This is a genomic window from Prevotella disiens, from assembly GCF_900454955.1.
In the GTDB taxonomy this organism is placed as follows: domain Bacteria; phylum Bacteroidota; class Bacteroidia; order Bacteroidales; family Bacteroidaceae; genus Prevotella; species Prevotella disiens.
Map to the genome: position 1 here is coordinate 1,716,993 of NZ_UGTL01000001.1, position 18,171 is coordinate 1,735,163.

The 18,171-nt window shown below is 39.5% G+C and carries 15 protein-coding genes; 3 read left to right on the top strand and 12 right to left on the bottom strand.

Annotated features, from left to right (window positions below; translation table 11 throughout):
• Nucleotides 1-34: 34 nt before the first annotated feature.
• The 5 genes from DYI03_RS07595 to DYI03_RS07615 form a co-directional block, all read right to left on the bottom strand.
• The gene (locus tag DYI03_RS07595) at nucleotides 35-1,219 is read right to left on the bottom strand and encodes an S-adenosylmethionine:tRNA ribosyltransferase-isomerase (protein WP_021669058.1); all 1,185 of its coding nucleotides are present in this window, start codon (nucleotides 1,217-1,219) and stop codon (nucleotides 35-37) included.
• The gene (gene truB / locus DYI03_RS07600; protein ID WP_021669057.1) at nucleotides 1,216-1,923 is read right to left on the bottom strand and encodes a tRNA pseudouridine(55) synthase TruB; all 708 of its coding nucleotides are present in this window, start codon (nucleotides 1,921-1,923) and stop codon (nucleotides 1,216-1,218) included. The genes DYI03_RS07595 and truB overlap by 4 nt, the downstream gene beginning before the upstream one ends.
• Before the next feature lie 25 nt (nucleotides 1,924-1,948).
• Nucleotides 1,949-2,764 (bottom strand): undecaprenyl-diphosphate phosphatase, encoded by an 816-nt coding sequence (locus DYI03_RS07605; protein WP_021669056.1) that lies wholly within the window; start codon nucleotides 2,762-2,764, stop codon nucleotides 1,949-1,951.
• Nucleotides 2,764-3,006, bottom strand: a complete 243-nt coding sequence (locus DYI03_RS07610; RefSeq protein WP_004355753.1) for a DUF3098 domain-containing protein — start codon at nucleotides 3,004-3,006, stop codon at nucleotides 2,764-2,766. The genes DYI03_RS07605 and DYI03_RS07610 overlap by 1 nt, the downstream gene beginning before the upstream one ends.
• Before the next feature lie 69 nt (nucleotides 3,007-3,075).
• Complete coding sequence (locus DYI03_RS07615; RefSeq protein WP_021669055.1) at nucleotides 3,076-3,954, bottom strand: cell division protein FtsX; 879 nt, start codon at nucleotides 3,952-3,954, stop codon at nucleotides 3,076-3,078.
• Nucleotides 3,955-4,120: 166 nt separating this feature from the next.
• Here DYI03_RS07615 and DYI03_RS07620 point away from each other — a divergent pair, with 166 nt between their 5' ends.
• Nucleotides 4,121-4,903 carry a radical SAM protein gene (locus tag DYI03_RS07620; protein ID WP_021669054.1) on the top strand — a complete coding sequence of 261 codons (783 nt, stop codon included), beginning with the start codon at nucleotides 4,121-4,123 and terminating at the stop codon, nucleotides 4,901-4,903.
• A 32-nt stretch (nucleotides 4,904-4,935) separates the two neighbouring features.
• Here DYI03_RS07620 and DYI03_RS07625 read toward each other — a convergent pair whose 3' ends face one another.
• The gene (locus DYI03_RS07625; protein ID WP_021669053.1) at nucleotides 4,936-5,853 is read right to left on the bottom strand and encodes an alpha/beta hydrolase; all 918 of its coding nucleotides are present in this window, start codon (nucleotides 5,851-5,853) and stop codon (nucleotides 4,936-4,938) included.
• Nucleotides 5,854-5,876: 23 nt separating this feature from the next.
• Nucleotides 5,877-7,127 carry a nucleotide sugar dehydrogenase gene (locus DYI03_RS07630; protein ID WP_021669052.1) on the bottom strand — a complete coding sequence of 417 codons (1,251 nt, stop codon included), beginning with the start codon at nucleotides 7,125-7,127 and terminating at the stop codon, nucleotides 5,877-5,879.
• A gap of 949 nt (nucleotides 7,128-8,076) precedes the next feature.
• On the opposite strand from DYI03_RS07630, the gene DYI03_RS07635 reads away from it, so the two are divergent.
• Together DYI03_RS07635 and DYI03_RS07640 are read left to right on the top strand one after the other, a co-directional pair.
• A complete protein-coding gene (locus DYI03_RS07635; RefSeq protein WP_021669049.1) occupies nucleotides 8,077-9,240 on the top strand; it encodes a hypothetical protein in 1,164 nt (387 codons plus the stop codon).
• A gap of 18 nt (nucleotides 9,241-9,258) precedes the next feature.
• A complete protein-coding gene (locus tag DYI03_RS07640) occupies nucleotides 9,259-10,479 on the top strand; it encodes a hypothetical protein (protein WP_147287672.1) in 1,221 nt (406 codons plus the stop codon).
• A 31-nt stretch (nucleotides 10,480-10,510) separates the two neighbouring features.
• Here the strand turns inward: DYI03_RS07640 and DYI03_RS07645 are convergent, their stop codons facing one another.
• The 5 genes from DYI03_RS07645 to DYI03_RS07665 form a co-directional block, all read right to left on the bottom strand.
• Complete coding sequence (locus DYI03_RS07645) at nucleotides 10,511-11,794, bottom strand: MFS transporter (protein WP_021669046.1); 1,284 nt, start codon at nucleotides 11,792-11,794, stop codon at nucleotides 10,511-10,513.
• 31 nt (nucleotides 11,795-11,825) lie between these two features.
• Nucleotides 11,826-13,169: a SpoIID/LytB domain-containing protein gene (locus DYI03_RS07650; RefSeq protein WP_021669045.1), complete on the bottom strand. Its 1,344-nt coding sequence runs from the start codon at nucleotides 13,167-13,169 to the stop codon at nucleotides 11,826-11,828.
• Nucleotides 13,170-13,181: 12 nt separating this feature from the next.
• A complete protein-coding gene (locus DYI03_RS07655) occupies nucleotides 13,182-14,036 on the bottom strand; it encodes a DUF4922 domain-containing protein (protein ID WP_242401794.1) in 855 nt (284 codons plus the stop codon).
• 41 nt (nucleotides 14,037-14,077) lie between these two features.
• Nucleotides 14,078-15,610: a glycosyltransferase family 2 protein gene (locus DYI03_RS07660; protein WP_025064454.1), complete on the bottom strand. Its 1,533-nt coding sequence runs from the start codon at nucleotides 15,608-15,610 to the stop codon at nucleotides 14,078-14,080.
• 281 nt (nucleotides 15,611-15,891) lie between these two features.
• Complete coding sequence (locus tag DYI03_RS07665; RefSeq protein ID WP_021669042.1) at nucleotides 15,892-18,054, bottom strand: elongation factor G; 2,163 nt, start codon at nucleotides 18,052-18,054, stop codon at nucleotides 15,892-15,894.
• Nucleotides 18,055-18,171 lie beyond the last annotated feature (117 nt).

Consider the following 18,171-nt stretch of genomic DNA (forward strand, 5'->3'; position numbering starts at 1 on the left):
TCTATTCAGTCTATTTTAAATTGCTAATCCCAAATTAATCGTTCAAAATTAAAAGTGCATCGCCAAAGCAACCAAACTGATAGCCACCCTTAACAGCCTTATCGTAAGCCTCCATAACAAGGTCGTAACCACCAAAAGCAGCAGTTTCCATTAATAAAGTAGAATAAGGGTGATAGAAATTCACCAACATTGAGTTAGCCAATCCGAAATCGTATGGAGGGAAAATAAACTTATTTGTCCATCCATCATATTCTTTCAACATTCCGTCTGTCCCCACAGCAGTTTCCGTTGCCTTAACAACACTTGCTCCAATGGCACAAACACGATGATTAGCAAGTTTTGCTTCATTAACAATTTTGCAAGCATCAGCATTAATGTGCATTTCCTCTGAGTCCATTTTGTGCTTTGTAAGGTCTTCCACCTCAATATCATGGAAATTGCCTAAGCCACAATGCAACGTAATAAAAGCCGACTGTATGCCTTTTATTTCCATCATTTTCATTAAATGTTCTGAGAAATGAAGGTTGGTTCCAGGGGCAGTAACAGCACCTTCATGTGCTGCAAAGACCGATTGGAAATTCTCTAAATCGTCTGCATCAGCGTGAGCAAAGTCTTCTCCTGCTTCTTTTTCACGATTATCTATGATGTAACGGGGCAATGGAGCTTCGCCCAAAGCATAGAGTTCTTTCTTAAACTCCTCGTGCGGACAGTCATAAAGGAAACGAAGCGTGCGACCACGAGAAGTTGTATTGTCGATAACTTCAGCTACCATTGAGCCTGATTCATCAAAGAAAAGTTTGTTACCAATACGAATTTTGCGTGCTGGTTCTACCAAAACGTCCCATAAACGCATCTCTTGATTGAGTTCACGCAACAAGAACACTTCGATTTTGGCATCTGTTTTTTCCTTCGTACCATACAAACGTGCAGGAAAAACCTTTGTATCGTTAAATATAAAAGTATCGCCTTCATCAAAATAATTCACAACATCTTTAAAGCGTATGTAGTCTTCCTCAGTTGGGTCACCCTCTATTTCTTTGTTATACATATCAATCGTTCCCGATTTTTTATGCAAAACCATAAGCCGCGCTTCATCTCTGCGAGTTACTTTGAATACTTGACTTGTTCCGTCAGCACGATTTAACACACGTTCAGACGAATGTGGATACAAAGCTACCTGCTCTTGAGGTAAGTTGAATTTAAATTGTGAAAGCTTCATTTATCTATATTTTCTATGTTCTGTTGGTTCAACCATTCTTGAAAATGGTCGTAATTAACACATTTTTCTACTTTAATTTCGCCAACTTTTGTGCGTCTTAATGCTGTAAGATAGGCTCCACTGCTAAGTGTTCTCCCTAAATCGCGTGCTAAAGCGCGTATGTATGTACCTTTACCGCATACAATTCGCATGGTAAGTTGCATTTTTTCTACATCGAAACTGATGATTTCTATTTCATCAATTCGTATCTTTTTAGGTTTCAAAACCACGTCATCGCCTCTGCGACGATAATCAAAAGCTCGTTGCCCATTCACTTTTACTGCACTATAAGTAGGGGGTATTTGCTCAATATCGCCTACAAAATGTTGCAGTTTCTCTTCAATGAGTTCACGAGTGATATGCTCCGTTGGGAACTTTTCGTTCTCTTCGTGTTCCATATCGTAGCTTGGCGTAGTTGCTCCCAACTGCATTGTGGCTACATATTCCTTCGTGTGCGTCTGCAAATTCTCTATTTGCTTGGTCATCTTACCCGTTGCAAGTATGAGGACTCCTGTTGCCAATGGGTCGAGTGTGCCTGCATGCCCTATTTTTACTCGTCCTCCTTGCGCTTGAGAACAAAGGTAACGCACATGAGCCAAAGCCTTAAAACTCGTTATTCCGTATGGTTTGTCAATCGGTATGATTACTCCTTCTTTGAAATTCATTCTGATTTTATTAAAAGAATAAACATTAATCAACCATATTGAGCGATACGCCAGAAAGCAACATGGCTAAAAGAATACCACCAACAATGATTCTGTACCACCCAAAGGCTTTAAAACCATATTTGGTAAGGAAGCTAACAAACCATTTCATGGCTAAGATTGCCACGAAAAACGATATGACACACCCTACGCCTAAGAGCATAAGATTGTCGGAAGTTGCCCAACTTACGTTTTCTTTCATCATATCGTAAACGTCCAAAATGGTTGCGCCAGCCATGGTTGGCACAGCAAGGAAGAACGAAAACTCGGCTGCTTTCTTGCGAGTGAGTTTGTTTGCCATACCACCAACAATGGTTGACATGGAACGACTCATACCTGGGATAACTGAAAGGCATTGAAACATTCCTATAAAGAAGGCGCGTTTAGGTGTAACTTCGTTTTCTTCTTTGCCTTGATTAAATAGTTTGTCGCAGAAAAGCATAAAGATTCCGCCCAAAACAAGCGTAATGGCTACCACCCAAATAGAGTCTAAAAGCCAATCTAAGAGTCCGCTTTTCTTTGCAGCTAAACCCACAACAACGGCAGGAAGCACACCAATTATCAGCAGTCCATAGAGTTTCCACATTTCTTTTGTAAATGAAAAAAACTTTTTCCAATACAAACAAACCACAGAAAGGATTGCTCCAAACTGTATTATAAATGTAAAAGCGTGAACAAAGGGATTGCCTTGCTCAACGCCTAATAGGTGTTGCGTAATAATCATGTGCCCTGTTGACGATACAGGCAAGAACTCTGTCAAACCTTCAACTATGGCAATAATAATTGTTTGAATTAAATCCATTATTCTTCAGCCTCGTCTTTACGTTTTGGTTGATACATAATTGCACCAATAATCGAGATGAAACCAATGAAAGTTACGACTGGAGCGACCTTAATACGCATGGTACTGAAGATTTCAGGGTTATACTCTGTTTCAGTAGAACCGCTACCGCTCATCAATATAAAACCCAAAATCACGATAGCCACACTAATAGCCAACAAGATGAAATTGATTTTGCTAAATGCTAAATTCTTTTTATCCATTTCGTTTATGAATTGTTAAGCCACACCTTATATATAATATAAAGGTTGAACTCTTGAAAATATGTTTACTTAAATCTTATAAAGTGAACTTGCTTTCATGCGCAAGAACTTGTTTACCGATAGCCATGAGCAGAAGAAAGTAATGAGAACACCGAAAGCAAGCATAGTCAAAGCGGTTATTATCATTACGTTCCAATCCAAAACCACAGCAATTTCAGGGTCGTAAGAATACAAGAAATACATTCCAACCCCTAAAACAGCAATAGCAATCAGTGCCGAAACCAATCCTTCGATGATAGCTGTACGCAAGAAAGGCATTCGTATGAAATTCCACGATGCTCCTACGAGCTTCATTGTATGGATTGTAAATCGTTGAGCATATACGCTTAATCGTATTGTATTGTTTATCAACGAGAAAGAAACGACTGTTAATAATGCTGCAATAACCAACAACACAAGACTAATCTTGCCCAATGTGTTATTCACACTCTCTACTAAATCTTGACGATAAGTAATATCGCTCACCCCTTTGTAGGTTTTCAATTGCGCTGCAATAGCTTTTATCGAATCGTTATTGGCATAATTCGCCTTCAATTGTACCTCTATTTCAGCGGTGAACGGATTTTCGCCAGCAAATTCGGCAGGGTTTGCTCCCAATTCTTTTGTTCCTTCCTTCAAGGCTTCTTCCTTGCTGATAAAGTTTAAGTTGCTGATATAATTCAATTGGTCTACACGCTCGCACAAAGTAGCACATTCTTCGTTGCTCATATCGGGCTGAAGAATCATGGTTATCGTAAGGTTTTCCTTAACAAACTGACTGAGATTGCGACTTGTACACACCGTCAAAACTACCATTCCAATGAGAATAAGCACCATTGCCGTACTAATGCAAAGCGTTATTATTTGTAAGCTGCGTGGCTTTCCTGCCTTTTTATGTTGTTTTGCCATTGTTCTAAATTGGGGATAATACACCAAAGTTGATGCAAAGATACTGTAAAATAAGGTAATAGCAAAAGATTTTAAATTTTATTTACAAACAAAACATATTTCCAATTCAACCTCTTCCTATTTTAAACTTAATTGTTACCTTTGTGCAACGAATAAGATTTTTAATATGAGTACCATTATTTATCCTTCTCCTATCTTCGGTCCTATCAAAAGTCGCCGTCTCGGTCTATCGTTAGGCATTAATCTTTTACCGAGCGATGGCAAAGTTTGCACCTTCGATTGCATTTATTGCGAATGTGGTTTTAACAAAGACCACCGCACAAAATCGATTTTCCCAACTCGCCAAGCGGTGGCTATAAAACTTGAAGAAAAGTTAAAAGAAATGACCAAAACGGGAGAATATCCAGATGTACTCACCTTTGCTGGCAATGGCGAGCCTACTTCTAACCCTGAATTTGCAGAAATTATTGACGATACTATTCGGCTTCGCAATCAATATTGTCCCAATGCAAAGGTTTCTGTATTAAGCAATTCCACGTTCATACATCGCCCAAAGGTTTTTGATGCGCTTTTGAAAGTGGACAATAACATTCTAAAACTTGATACGATTAACGATGCTTATATTCAGAATACTGACCGCCCTGTAATTCCGTCTTATAGTGCAGCGAAAATCATTGAAGGCATGAAGGCTTTTAAAGGTAAGCTCATCATTCAAACCATGTTCATGAAAGGCACATCGCAAGACGGCATTGACGTAAACAACGTAAAGGAGGAGTACATTTCCCCATGGCTTGCAGCCCTGAAAACCATTGCTCCACGCAAAGTTATGATTTATACCATTGACCGAGAGACACCCGACCCAAACCTCAAAAAAGCTACAAAGGAAGAATTGAACACTATTTGCGAACGTGTAAAGGCTATGGGCATTTCATGTAGCGCATCGTATTAAACTAAAAAATAATCGGCTACATCTTTTACTATCTACTTATTCAGTTGCTGTTTGAACCATTCCACGATTAAATCAATAATAGGTTGTTGAAACCAAGGGTCGTCGCCATGCCCAGCGCCCTCTAAAAGATAAAACGTAGCAGGTACATTGCGTGCTTTTAAGTCATTGTATAAATGTTCACTTTGCAAGGTTGTAACCATTTTATCGGCTGTTCCGTGCAAAATTAAGAACGGTGGTAAGTCGGAATGTATATGCCCTATCGGACTTGCCCATAGGGCTTTCTCTTTGTTTTCAGCAATTGTTCCCATTGGTTTCTTTCCATATTTCACTCCACCTACCAACAATGCTTCCGAGGCAGCGGCTGATTGATGCCATTGTTGCACCTCAGCGGGAAAATCTTCCACGATGCGTGTAAAATCGTAAGGACCAAAAATATCGCAACAAGCTTGTATTTCTGACGAATAGTTTAGGTAGTCGCCCACTTCAAACTCGGTTTCTTTTGCGGTCATTGCCACAAGTTGCGCCAAATAACCACCTGCCGAATTGCCCATAACACCTATGCGTTCTGTATCAATTCCGAATTGTTCGGCATGAGCGCGTAGGTATCTTACGGCTGCTTTTCCGTCGATAAGCATGGCTGGGAAAGCATCTGGCAACGGACGATATTCCACTGCTGCCACTATAAATCCTTCTAATGCCAACGCCATACGCAGTCTGCTCCACTTGCCATAATCGGAAGTGGTGAACCCTCCACCTGGAAAATAGACCACACAAGGTTTCTTTTTCGTTGTATTGGGCATGAATATTGTCATGTGGAGCGAGCGTGTGCCGTTGCCAAAGTATTGAGCATAAACCACTTCGTTTATTATATCAATACGTGGTTGGGTTACTTCAACGCTAATTTTTCCTTTAAAATATTCTTTAGTTTCCTCTATTTTTTCAATCTTCATAGTTCTTCCTTCGCTTCATTCTCTTAGTCGCACTGGAATATATCGCGTGTATAAACTTTTTCTTTTACATCGTCCAACGCACTATCATATCGGTTGGCTATAATTTCATCGCACTCAGCTTTGAACTTTTGTAAGTCGTTCACCACCAAACTACCAAAAAATGTGGTGCCGTCTTCTAAAGTTGGCTCATAAATAATAATAGTTGCGCCCTTTGCCTTGATGCGTTTCATGACACCCTGTATAGAACTTTGCCGAAAATTATCGCTGTTCGATTTCATAGTTAATCGGTAAACGCCTATGACACAATCTTTTTCTACTTTCGGATTGTAATTTCCTTGCTCAAAATAGTCGTAATAACCTGCCTTGTGCAGCACTTGGTCGGCTATGAAATCTTTGCGTGTTCGGTTGCTTTCCACAATGGCTTGAATCAAATTTTCGGGTACATCAGAATAGTTTGCCAACAATTGTTTCGTGTCTTTTGGCAAACAATACCCTCCATAACCGAACGAAGGATTATTGTAAAACGCCCCTATGCGTGGGTCAAGGCAAACACCCTGAATAATGTTTGAGGTGTCTAAGCCTTTTACTTCGGCGTAAGTGTCGAGTTCATTGAAGTAGCTTACACGCAAAGCCAAATAGGTATTGGCAAATAGTTTCACGGCTTCGGCCTCAGTGAGTCCCATGAAAAGCGTTGGAATGTCTTCCTTTATCGCTCCTTCTTGCAAGAGTTCGGCAAATTCATGAGCAGCGTTGTCCAATCGTTCGTCGCCTTCAGGTCGTCCAACAATGATGCGACTTGGGTACAAATTATCGTATAACGCTTTGCTTTCTCGTAGAAATTCGGGGGCAAAGATGATGTTTTCGCAATTGAATTTCTGTCGTACGCTTTCGGTATAACCCACTGGGATTGTGGATTTAATCACCATAATAGCCTTTGAATTGACACGCATTACTTGCTCAATCACCTCCTCTACATGGGTTGTATCAAAGTAATTGCGCATTGAGTCATAGTTGGTAGGCGTAGCAATGACCACAAAGTCGGCATCACGATACGCCTTTTCGCCGTCCAATGTAGCCGTAAGATGTAGCTCCTTTTCGGCTAAATATTTTTCAATATAGTCGTCTTGAATGGGCGACTGTCTATTATTGATAAGGTCTACTTTCTCCTTTACAACATCGACCGCCACAACTTCGTGGTGCTGACTCAACAATGTTGCTATGCTCAACCCTACATAACCTGTTCCAGCAACCGCTATTTTAATTTTGCTTTTCATAATTTTTCTGCGTTATACGACTGCAAAAATGTCTTTTTTTATATAAAAGTGCGATTTTCTACCACGACAATATATTAAATATTGTGTCGCTTCATTTACAAAAATGCAAGTATTGATTGCAGCCTTTATGATGCAAAGATACAAAATTTAAATAGGTGTTCAAAATTAATTGGTATTTTTAGCATCATTTTTTGAATACGGAAAAAGAGAACAATATAGCTCCGACAATTCTTTAAAATTAGGCTTTAAAAAACAAGACCTATTGTTTCGCTCTGCAAAACCGACTGTTTTGAAGCTTAAAACCTATTGTTTTGAACGCTAAAATATACTGTTTTGAAAGGCAAAAATATAAAAACCACATAATAAATTGATAATCAGCAAGATACAGAGAAGTACATTTCTCATCTAATTTTGTCCATTTTTAGAACACGAATTTAGAACAATTTGAGTGTAAAAAATGGAGTAAAATGCACCGAAAGTTAGCAATTCTGCTACATTTATGCACACCTAAAAAGATAAAAAAGTTCGAGACCGTCTACTTCATTTCTCTCTAACGCACGACCAAAAATAGTTAAACAAAAAATATCCAATTACCAAAATCTTATATTTTATTTTTTAAAAAAAGTGAATATATTGGTATTATGCTTAATTTACACTACCTTTGCATAAGATATAGCTGCACTCGACAAAGTGAAAGTAAACTTTCTCTGTACTCGTTTGCAATATCTTTGCATAAGATAAGCTGCACAATGGACTCCGTAGGGGCGTGATTTATCACGTTCCTAACACCCTAAAAGTAAGTAGTTTTGCAATAAGGAACGTGATAAACCACGCCCCTACAAAGTTACATTATTCGCAAAGTAAACAGTAACAATCTACCCCCTACAACGTAAAGTAAATTAATACAACCTATATTTTAGAAACAAATAACCGAACTATCAAAGTAAAAATGAAACATTTTTTTGTACTCGTAGCCTTATTATTCGCTTTTGAACAAGGCGAAGTTTATGGTCAGGTAACAATGGAAACATTTAAATCGAAAAGTCAAATCGAAAGTAAACGCTATTTTTCGAGTAGAATGGACGAAGCAAAAGCGAAAGAAAAAAGTGGCGATTTGAAGGAGGCTATTTTTATTTACACCGCTTTGACCAAAGAAAGCATGAACGAAGCCGACCGAAAAAATCTTTATAACGCATTGGAAATTGCACAAATAAAGTTCAATTCTTACATTAATAATAAGGTTTCTGAAATGATTGTTGTAAACGACAATATCGGTATTCGCCGACTTTTGCTCGATGTACAGGAAGAAATGACAAAGAACGAATTGGACAGACAAACACAACGCTTATGGACAAACGTGCTTGCCAATGCCAATCAGTATGCAAGTGGGCATGAATACGACCGACTCAGCTCCTTATTTGCTTACTTTACGCCTACCGAATTTGGCTGCTCATTGCTCAATAATGACGAAAAACTCATGCCAGCAAAGAGTAGTGAATATCGCACACTATATGAAGCATTCACGAATCATAAAGATGCGGAGGAAAGAAAGATATTGGAAGCAAAGGCAAAAGCCGACAGTATACAATCGGCAAAATACTATGCCAACTACCGAAAAGAACGCCGCAAAGTGCGTTGGCATTCTAAAGGAATAATCTTTGGTAGCTTTGGAACACTCTTAGACACGCAAAATAATTATGAATGGGAGGCTGGTATTGGCGCACAGATACGCACTACTAATTCGTTCATTGGCTTTGAATTGACGGGTTCATACGCTGAAGTTGATTTTACCAGAGATGCTGACGAATTTATTTATCAAGGAAATCCACGAATATCATACGTCAGAATTGCTCCAAAGATTATGTTTGTGCCTTTTAAAAACAAGTCATACGGACTTCATTTGGGCTATACGGTGGGCATTCCTGTGGACAGACAGAACATAATAACGGAGAAAAAAATGGTTAATTCCGTTTGTGCAACGCTTTCATTGGGTATGGTAAAACTTAATTTTGAGCATATATTGAACACGCCAAACCGTATTTCGCAAGTGGGATACCTTACCAAAGAAAAACAGTTGAATGTGGTTTCTGCCTCCCTCGTGTTCTATTTGTAAATTCTTAAAAACGTATATATGAACTTCAAAAAGCTATTTTTACTTTTCATTGGTTGCTTTGCAACTTTGTTTTCATATGCCCAATTCACGGCTTTCAATTCGTTAATGCGCCGTGCCATTGTCATGTACGAAACTGACGAGCAGGGTTATTATGTGAAAAAGGAGAATATGCCTGTTGTGAGCATTGATAACATTACGGAAATGTATGCGCTCAACAAGAAGACTTTAACGCTTTATGCTACCACTGCAACAGGAAATTTTGCCATAACACTCGACAAATCGGTGTTCAAAAACTATAAAAAAGCCAAAACTATTCCTATGGTTTCGGGCGCAGACCTGCAAAATCTGATTGATTTAAAGTCGGCTACACTCGTCAAAAAGTGTGAGGCGCATAATCAAGAACTTAAATATCAAGAAGAACAACGCATCAGACGAGAGCGAGAAGAGGTGGAAAGGCGCAAAAAGGAAGAAGCTGAAAAAGCTGAAAAAGCACGCAAAGAAAAGGAAGAATATCGCCGTTCGCACATTTGGAATTTCCTTCCTGTTCCTTTAGATACATACAAATGTGAGTTATGCGAGAGGGAAATAAAGACCAATCGACTATATTGCATAGGCATTCAAAACGATTCTATATTAAGTATACATAACGAACCATTCGATTTAGGTTACAGTTGTACGCAAATTCACGTTTATAAATTAACAGACGATATACTCGAACACGAGGCTTTTCAAAAGCACGCAACGGCATTTGTTGATTCATTAGGTAAAACTCATATACCTCTTGAAGAAATAGAGTATTTTAATGCAGATAAAATTAACGAAGTAATTGGTAAAATAAAGAAAGCTGTGCCTTGGGGATTCGTTTCTGATTATAGTTGGGACAATGAAAATTATGTTGTAACGCTAAAACTAACATTCAGAAATTTGAACGCAAAAACAATCCGATACATTCAAGTTTTCTATAATGTTTTGAACGATGTGGGCGATATTAGAGTGTCAGGCAACTTCAAAGGAACAGGTCCTATAAAACAATATGATGCAGGTACATGGGATTGGGATTACGATTCATCGTACACTTTCTGTTATGCTGGCGATGCAACAAGGCTCAGAATTACCAAAATTATATTGACTTACATGGACGGAAAGAAGAAAATTCTCACGGGAAACCAAATATTAATTGGCGATGGAGATGATGAAACTGACGAAATTCCAGAAGAGATTTTTCCAGAAGACGAATAAGATATGAGAATAAGATAGAAACTAAGCGTTTCTATCTTATTTCATTTTCCTTTTCAAATTGGGTAGAACGACTTAAAAATGCCGTTACGATAAAAGGCAAAATATTAACGATTGCCACAATAACAAAGAAGCGACGATAGCCTAAATATTCTTGAAGAATGCCTGTAAACCAACCAGATGCCATAAGAGATAAAGCTGCAATGGCACTCGCAATAGAGTAACGGAAGATGGCATACTTACCTTGCGAACAATAAAGAAGTATCAAAATATAGGCAGTAATGCCAAAACCAAAACCAAATTGTTCCACTGCCACGCAAATATTGATAACAGAAAGTGTGGAAACAAAGTTGTAGCTAAGGTAAATATAAAGCATTTTGGGCAACGTTATAGCACAAACCATGAGCCAAAGGCTACCCATTAATCCTCTTTTTACGATAGACTGACGACCTAAAATGCAACCAAAAATGGCAGCAAACGCACCTACCGAACCTTGAACCAAGCCCAATTCTTGTGGCGAAAGACTCAATCCGCCATTGCTTCCAGGGTCGATTAAGAACAAAGGAGCTATGCGGAAAAACATTCCTTCGGGGATTAAATAAAGCAAAAGAAAAGAAAGCAACGCCACATAGTTAGGCAATTGCATGAAAGTAGTTTTGGTTTCCAACCACCAACGACGGGTCAATCCGCTACGTACAGGTATAGACGGCTTGTCTTTGGGTCGAGGAATCACCCAAAAATGATAAATAAAAAGCAATAAAAACGTTACGGATAATAAATAAAAAGTAGATACCCACGACTTCGCAACGACACGATTGAGCATTTCAAGATTACCTGCTAAGGTTAAAGGAATACCCATTCCGACCACAATAGCCATGAGCAAGAATACCGAATGCAAACTGCTTACCCCAGGCGATTTACGAGATATACTCAGTTTATAGAACCTTGCTACCGCAACATCATGTATTACAGCAGCACAAGCTATTATAATAAAGAGCAGCATGGAACCTATTTCCCAATAGGAAGCAGTTATTAGCTTTGAAATTCCAAACATGGAAGCAGCCATTAAGAACTCCATTGCGAGTATCCAAAAGCGTTTTGTGGCATAGCCAATAACAACTCTACCCAACAAAGGACGCAGAATAAAGGGAATGAAAAACCATGAGGTGAGCAGCGTTATCGTACCATTTGACAAGCCCATTCTATTGAAAAATACCAATGAAACGAGAAACACAATGACGTAAGGCAATCCACGCGTAAAATAAATAGTGGGTAGCCATAGCCATTTTTTATTGTTTAAAGTTTCGTTCGTATCCATATAATTTGCGTTTGCGCTGCTTTGCTCTGTATTAAGAACGTCTTTCGTATGCCTTTGTTATATCTGCACCTTTATAATAATGTAAAAGTATTTGGTCGTAACGATAACCTTGTTCGCCCATCATGGCAGCGCCAATCTGGCAAAGCCCTACTCCATGCCCCCAACCAGCACCTTTTATCGTAAAAGTTTGTGGAACATTGTCTTTCAAATCAGCTCGTTCAACCACAAATGCCGAACTATAAAGATGACTTTTGCTTAATGCTCGCCTAATTTCAAGTTCCTTTCCGATAATCAAAGTGCGCTTTGTACCCACTATTTTCAGTCGAAAGATGCGCCCACTCTTGCCTCTTTCCAATGGAATAAGGTCGAGAATATCACCAAAATCAACCCCTATTTTTTCTTCTAAAAGCTGCTTTACTTCTGCTTGCGAGTAGATTTGCTCCCATCTATAGAAGTCTGTTGTTTCTTGGTCAAAGTCGTTTAACACCTGCGAAAGCACCTTTTTATTGTTTGTATTGCAAAACGCTTCAGGTTTAGACAATATCCATTTTCTTGCAATTGCCTCATCGGTAAGGTCGGGCAAAGGCTTTTCGTCGGGCAGAACATCGGGTAGTGCCACCAAATAAGGCTTTCTGATGTTCTCCCAACAATATTGAAATTCCTCTATTGCACCACCGCAACACTTGCTATAACGTGCATCGCAAATCTCATCGCCACTTGTTAATATTTCTCCAGCGGTTTGTTTTATAGCTTCCACCACATGCTTATTGGCTGCCTTTGTAATGCCTTGATAGCGTTGACAATGGTCATCGGCACATACATCAAATAGTTTATGGTCTTCACGGTCGTACCAACGTATGATTTCGTCATCGGTTTTTACAAACGAAACAAGTGCTTCTGCATTGCTTTCACTTGCTTTTCGTTGCTGCATTTGCGCCAAAAGCCAACTGCGTGATATTACCGCGTGGGCTTTAAGCAACTCTAATGAAGACGTGGCACGCATCTCTGACGATATAACACTGGTTAAATAAGTTTCAACAGGCAGTTCATTTATAGCGCAAATCTTACCGTTTTCCACCACAAAACGCAATTTCCCTAAGAATGTTTGTGCCTCTTTTCGCTCCCAATGGAAATTCACTCCAATGGTAACGTCTTCGAGTGTAAACGATGATTGAGCATCAATAGGTTTAAAAACAAGCGTATCATAAGTCTTATTTTGCCATAAAATGCGTCCTTCAGCCAGTTCTACCTTCTGTTTTCCGCTACACGCTACTCCATTTACCGAATAAACATGATTGAGCGAAAAGCACAATTTGCTTGCACTAACAATGCCTACCGATACGTTCGGTTCTGCTGTTATCTTACTTATTCCCATTGTTTCAGTTCGTTATACCTTTGTATTTTTGATTTTTTCGCACACCTTTTCCATCTCCGTTGGTGCAAGAACAATTTCTTTCATCACCTCTTTTAATAAGTCGGCATTCATTCTTTCAAAGTCAATTTGTCGTGGAAGAATGAGCAAACCGCCCATATCCAAAGCACCAGGACTTATCAAATACTGCTCATCTCCTTCCTTTGAATAGCATTCAGGACGATGTTTCTGACGTGGAAAGACAACAGAAATAGTGTCAAGTCCTTTCTTCCAAACCACAATATTCATCATTGGCTCAATTTCGTCCTCTCTTTGTGGCAACGAATCGTAAACTATGCGAAACAAATATTCATCGTTTTCAACGCTACGACTCTTAATAGCAAGGGCAGGATAGGCGAAATCTTGAATCAAGAATATACCTTCCACATCACTGAGGTTCAACAATGGCAGTGCCGAAGCCTCCAAATCGTCCCACCTTTCTTGTATAGGCAACAACCCACTTGTACCACCTTGAAAATGCAAATGGTCTGGTGCGCTTGCGCCACACTTTGGTCCATTGTAAAAGAACATAAGATTTGGATACGCATTAGCAAGGTTGTGCAAATCAGCGTAATACTCTTTTATCTTTTGCAATTGATGTTGGCGTGCAGGAATGGTGAAATGAATCGGTAAGATAGGGAACGGATTGACTAATATCTCAAACGATGAACCAAACGAAACACTTGTTTGAACCGCTGGGCGATTAGCTACACAAAGGAAACAAGGACGTTTTGCTATCGTTGTTTTATCTATTTTAGCCCCCGTGCTGACCATTCTTGCAGGATTAAACTGCGCCTTTAAGCCATCACCGATATTTTTTATTTGCACCAATTCTAAATCACTGAACCGCTGTTTGGCATCTGCCCATTGGTTCAGTTGGCTGTAAAAAAAGGCTCTAAACTCTTTGCGCCCTCCTCATCGCCTTGCTTGTTGAGTTGCTGACGTGCCGTTAATTCGATGGTACGCAATCGGTCTTTGTATAAATTATTGGCATTGACACGTTCAACGCTCAATGCTGCATCGCTATTTCCACCCCAACGACGACACAAATAGAGTTCTTCGTAAAGACGACCGATGCGGAATTGTCGGCTAAAAGCCAATCCCATGGCATAATCTTCCCCATAATTGGTATTTGGGAATTGTATTTCGCGTGCCAATGGTGTATAAAACGCACGTGGAGCACCTAAACCATTGATGCGCAAAGCATTGTTACAACCATTCTCGTCTGTCCATTCTGCATGGTCAATCAATCCTGGTGGTAAGGTATTTAACTCAAAATCGCACATTCGATACGAACCTATTATCATGGCAGCCTTCTGCTTATGGAAAGCATCAACTATCTTTTGCAAGGTAAGTTCCGATGAATAAAGGTCATCACTATCTAATTGGACGGCAAAACGCCCACACTTTTCGTTATTCACAGCATAGTTCCAACAACCACCAATACCGAGGTCGGTGCGTTGTGGGGTAAGATGAACAAGGCGGGCGTTACTCTTTGCCATTTCAGAAAGTATCGCTGTGGTTTGGTCGGTAGAATGATTATCCACAACGATTACGTTGTATTCAAAATTAGTCTGCTGACTTAATGCCGATTCCACCGCATCACGAATTGTTTTTTCACGATTGAAAACAGGAATAACCACCGATGCTTCCACCTTGAAATTCCCCCCTTCAAAGTCGGGTTGTTGATATTTTGATATATCAACCAACGCTCCTACGGCTTTCAAATGGGCGGTTGCCGCTTTTTCCATTTCTATTTGCACCTCACGATTGCGTGGGTTTACATAGTCGAATTGCTTCTCGCCACTACGGCGCAAGTCGTCTTCCTCTTCGGTATAGAGGTATTCATCTAAATGGAAAATTCGTTCTTGGCGACTCAAGAACAAACGCAAATCATACCAACCAGCAAACTTATAATCGTGCTTTTCAGCTTGTTTAGCATAAGCCTTCAATTGCTTTGCATCTATCAAGACCAAAGAACCGAAATCGAAATCATCACGAATACTTCCTACTTGATAATCAATAACAGGGTGGTGCACCACTTTTCCAGCCTCAACCGAGTAACGGTCGGCATAAACCATCGCTGCTTTAGTGTCCTTGGCAACATTCAAAAAACGTTTCAAAGCATGGTAACCCAATGTAATGGGCGAAGTTTTCATATAAAAAAGCACATAATCGGCAGTACAATTCTCTGCCATTGCGAGCATGGTTTCTACTGAAAGAATATTGCCAACTTGCATGGTTTCCACTCCTTCGGGAAGTGTTTTATCCATATTGGCAGCCTCTGTTCTAAGCAACCAAACTTTATTTACTTCGTCTTCGTTTATGAATTGCTTCGCTATTTCTTCAGCTTGCAATACATTATTGCAAGGAACAAAACAGTCGATAGTATGTTTTATTTCCATTCGTGTCATTTATTTACAATTTATTAGATAGCCAACGAGCGCAAAGAAAGTTTACTTTCTATTTGCCGAGTGCAGCTATATCTTATGCAAAGATATTGCCAACGAGTGCAAAGAAAGTTTACTTTCTAATTGCCGAGTGCAGCTATATCTTATGCAAAGATAGTAAATCAAAATTCCTTTACCAAAATATTTCAAAAAAAATAAAAGGTTGGCATGCTCAAAAAGCTGCCAACCTCATTATTAATATAACCCAATGGTATGGGCAAATCACGATTTCTATTTTATTCTTCTTCGTCCTTCACCTCTGCTTCATGTTCAGCGATGAGGGTTTGTTGCAATTCGTTAGGTACAAGTTCGTAACTTGAGAATTTAGTTGTGAAACTTGCACGACCACCAGTGAGCGAACTCAACGAAATACTATAGCTTGACAATTCTTTCAAAGGAATCTTAGCTTGCAACTTTTGGTAGCCTGCCTCCGAATCCATACCCATAATCATGGCACGACGACCTTGCAAATCGCTCATCACATCGCCCATATAATCGCTTGGTACATATACTTCCAAATCGTAAATTGGTTCCAAAATCTTTGGACCAGCAACTTTGAACGCATCAGAGAAAGCGTGGCGAGCAGCAAGCGTAAATGAAAGTTCGTTAGAATCAACTGGGTGCATCTTACCATCGTAAACAATTACGCGTACATCGCGAGCATAACTACCTGTCAATGGACCATGTTCCATACAATCCATGATACCTTTTAAGATGGCAGGCATGAAGCGTGTATCAATAGCACCGCCTACTACTGAGTTGATAAAGACGAGTTTACCGCCCCAAGGTAAATCTTTTTCTTCCTTACCCTTGATGTTCATCTTAAACTCTTGCCCATTAAACTTGTACATAGTAGGGTCTGGCATTCCTTCAGCGTATGGTTCTACAATGAGGTGAACTTCGCCAAACTGACCTGCACCACCACTTTGTTTCTTATGACGATACTCAGCTTTTGCTTGCTTTGTAATGGTTTCACGATATGGTATGCGTGCTTCCTTAAATACAGTTTGAAGTTTTTCATTGTTTTCCAAACGCCATTTGAGGGTACGCAAGTGGAATTCGCCCTGTCCTTTCACAATGGTTTGGCGCAATTCCTTGCTCTGTTCTACAATCCATGTAGGGTCTTCTTGACGCATCTTTAAGAGTGCAGCCATGAGTTTTTCTGTTTCTTGCGAATTGGTAGCCTCAATGGCACGCATATATTTTGGGTTAGGATACTTGATGAAATCGAAATGTTGTTCAACACCTTTACCATTCAAAGTATTACCCGTCTTGACATCTTTCAATTTTACAGTACAACCAATATCGCCAGCGTTGAGTTGTTCAACAGGAATACGATTAGCACCTGCACAAGCAAAGATTTGCCCAATGCGTTCCTTTGAGCCTCTATCTGCATTTGTCAAATCATCGCCCACTTTTATAGAGCCACTCATCACCTTAAAGTAGCTCACTTCACCGATGTGAGGCTCAACAGCAGTCTTAAAGAAATAAACAGATTCCGCCCCATTTGTATCGGGTGTAACCTCTTCTCCACGAGTATTGTGAACCTTATCCATTTCATCAACGAAAGGAACTACATTGCCTAAGAACTCCATTAAGCGGCGCACGCCCATATCTTTCCCTGCACAAACACAGAAAACTGGGAATATGCTGCGTGCAACAAGTCCTTTGCGAATACCTTCACGCATTTCATCTTCTGTAAGCGTTTCTGTTTCAAAGAACTTTTCCATTAATGTTTCATCGTTTTCGGCAGCTGCTTCAACCAAAATCTTGTGAAGTTCCAATGCTTTATCCATTTCTTCAGCTGGAATATCCTCAATAATAGGCGCACCACCTTCAGGTTTCCAACTATATTTCTTCATCAAAAGAACATCAATGATGCTATTAAAACCCGAACCAGTTGCGGTTGGATATTGAATTTGAACACATTTAGAACCATAAATTTCCTTCATGCTGTTCATAACATTATCGAAGTCGCATTTATCGGAATCTAATTGATTGACTAAGAAGATAACAGGTTTCTTTAATTTCTCTGTATATCGGAAATTATTTTGTGTGCCTACTTCTGGACCATATTGTCCATTAATGAGAATTACGGCTTGATCGGTTACGTTCAATGCTGTGATAGCACCACCAACGAAGTCATCGCTTCCTGGGCAATCAATTATGTTTAACTTCTTATTGTTCCACTCGACATGAAAAACAGTAGAAAAGACCGAGTAACCATATTCTTGTTCTACTGGGAAATAATCACTAACTGTGTTTTTCGCCTCAATGGTGCCACGTCGTTTAATGACACCTGCGCCAAACAACATACTCTCGGCAAGTGTAGTCTTGCCGCTACCCGCACTGCCAAGCAATGCAATGTTCTTAATTTCGTTTGTCTGATATATTCTCATAACCACGATAGATTTAAAAAGGTTGTTCCAAAATTTCTATGTGTAGGTCGTTAATCTTGATAGATTCTTTTAGAAGCCCACCTTTAGGTTGTTAGTATTATTGTTTTTTTTTCGATT

Bases quoted from the DNA above. Each gene is read 5' to 3' on its own strand.
- DYI03_RS07595 (WP_021669058.1), bottom strand. From the start codon at position 1,219: ATGAAGCTTTCACAATTTAAATTCAACTTACCTCAAGAGCAGGTAGCT.
- truB (WP_021669057.1), bottom strand. From the start codon at position 1,923: ATGAATTTCAAAGAAGGAGTAATCATACCGATTGACAAACCATACGGA.
- DYI03_RS07605 (WP_021669056.1), bottom strand. From the start codon at position 2,764: ATGGATTTAATTCAAACAATTATTATTGCCATAGTTGAAGGTTTGACA.
- DYI03_RS07610 (WP_004355753.1), bottom strand. From the start codon at position 3,006: ATGGATAAAAAGAATTTAGCATTTAGCAAAATCAATTTCATCTTGTTG.
- DYI03_RS07615 (WP_021669055.1), bottom strand. From the start codon at position 3,954: ATGGCAAAACAACATAAAAAGGCAGGAAAGCCACGCAGCTTACAAATA.
- DYI03_RS07620 (WP_021669054.1), top strand. From the start codon at position 4,121: ATGAGTACCATTATTTATCCTTCTCCTATCTTCGGTCCTATCAAAAGT.
- DYI03_RS07625 (WP_021669053.1), bottom strand. From the start codon at position 5,853: ATGAAGATTGAAAAAATAGAGGAAACTAAAGAATATTTTAAAGGAAAA.
- DYI03_RS07630 (WP_021669052.1), bottom strand. From the start codon at position 7,127: ATGAAAAGCAAAATTAAAATAGCGGTTGCTGGAACAGGTTATGTAGGG.
- DYI03_RS07635 (WP_021669049.1), top strand. From the start codon at position 8,077: ATGAAACATTTTTTTGTACTCGTAGCCTTATTATTCGCTTTTGAACAA.
- DYI03_RS07640 (WP_147287672.1), top strand. From the start codon at position 9,259: ATGAACTTCAAAAAGCTATTTTTACTTTTCATTGGTTGCTTTGCAACT.
- DYI03_RS07645 (WP_021669046.1), bottom strand. From the start codon at position 11,794: ATGGATACGAACGAAACTTTAAACAATAAAAAATGGCTATGGCTACCC.
- DYI03_RS07650 (WP_021669045.1), bottom strand. From the start codon at position 13,169: ATGGGAATAAGTAAGATAACAGCAGAACCGAACGTATCGGTAGGCATT.
- DYI03_RS07660 (WP_025064454.1), bottom strand. From the start codon at position 15,610: ATGGAAATAAAACATACTATCGACTGTTTTGTTCCTTGCAATAATGTA.
- DYI03_RS07665 (WP_021669042.1), bottom strand. From the start codon at position 18,054: ATGAGAATATATCAGACAAACGAAATTAAGAACATTGCATTGCTTGGC.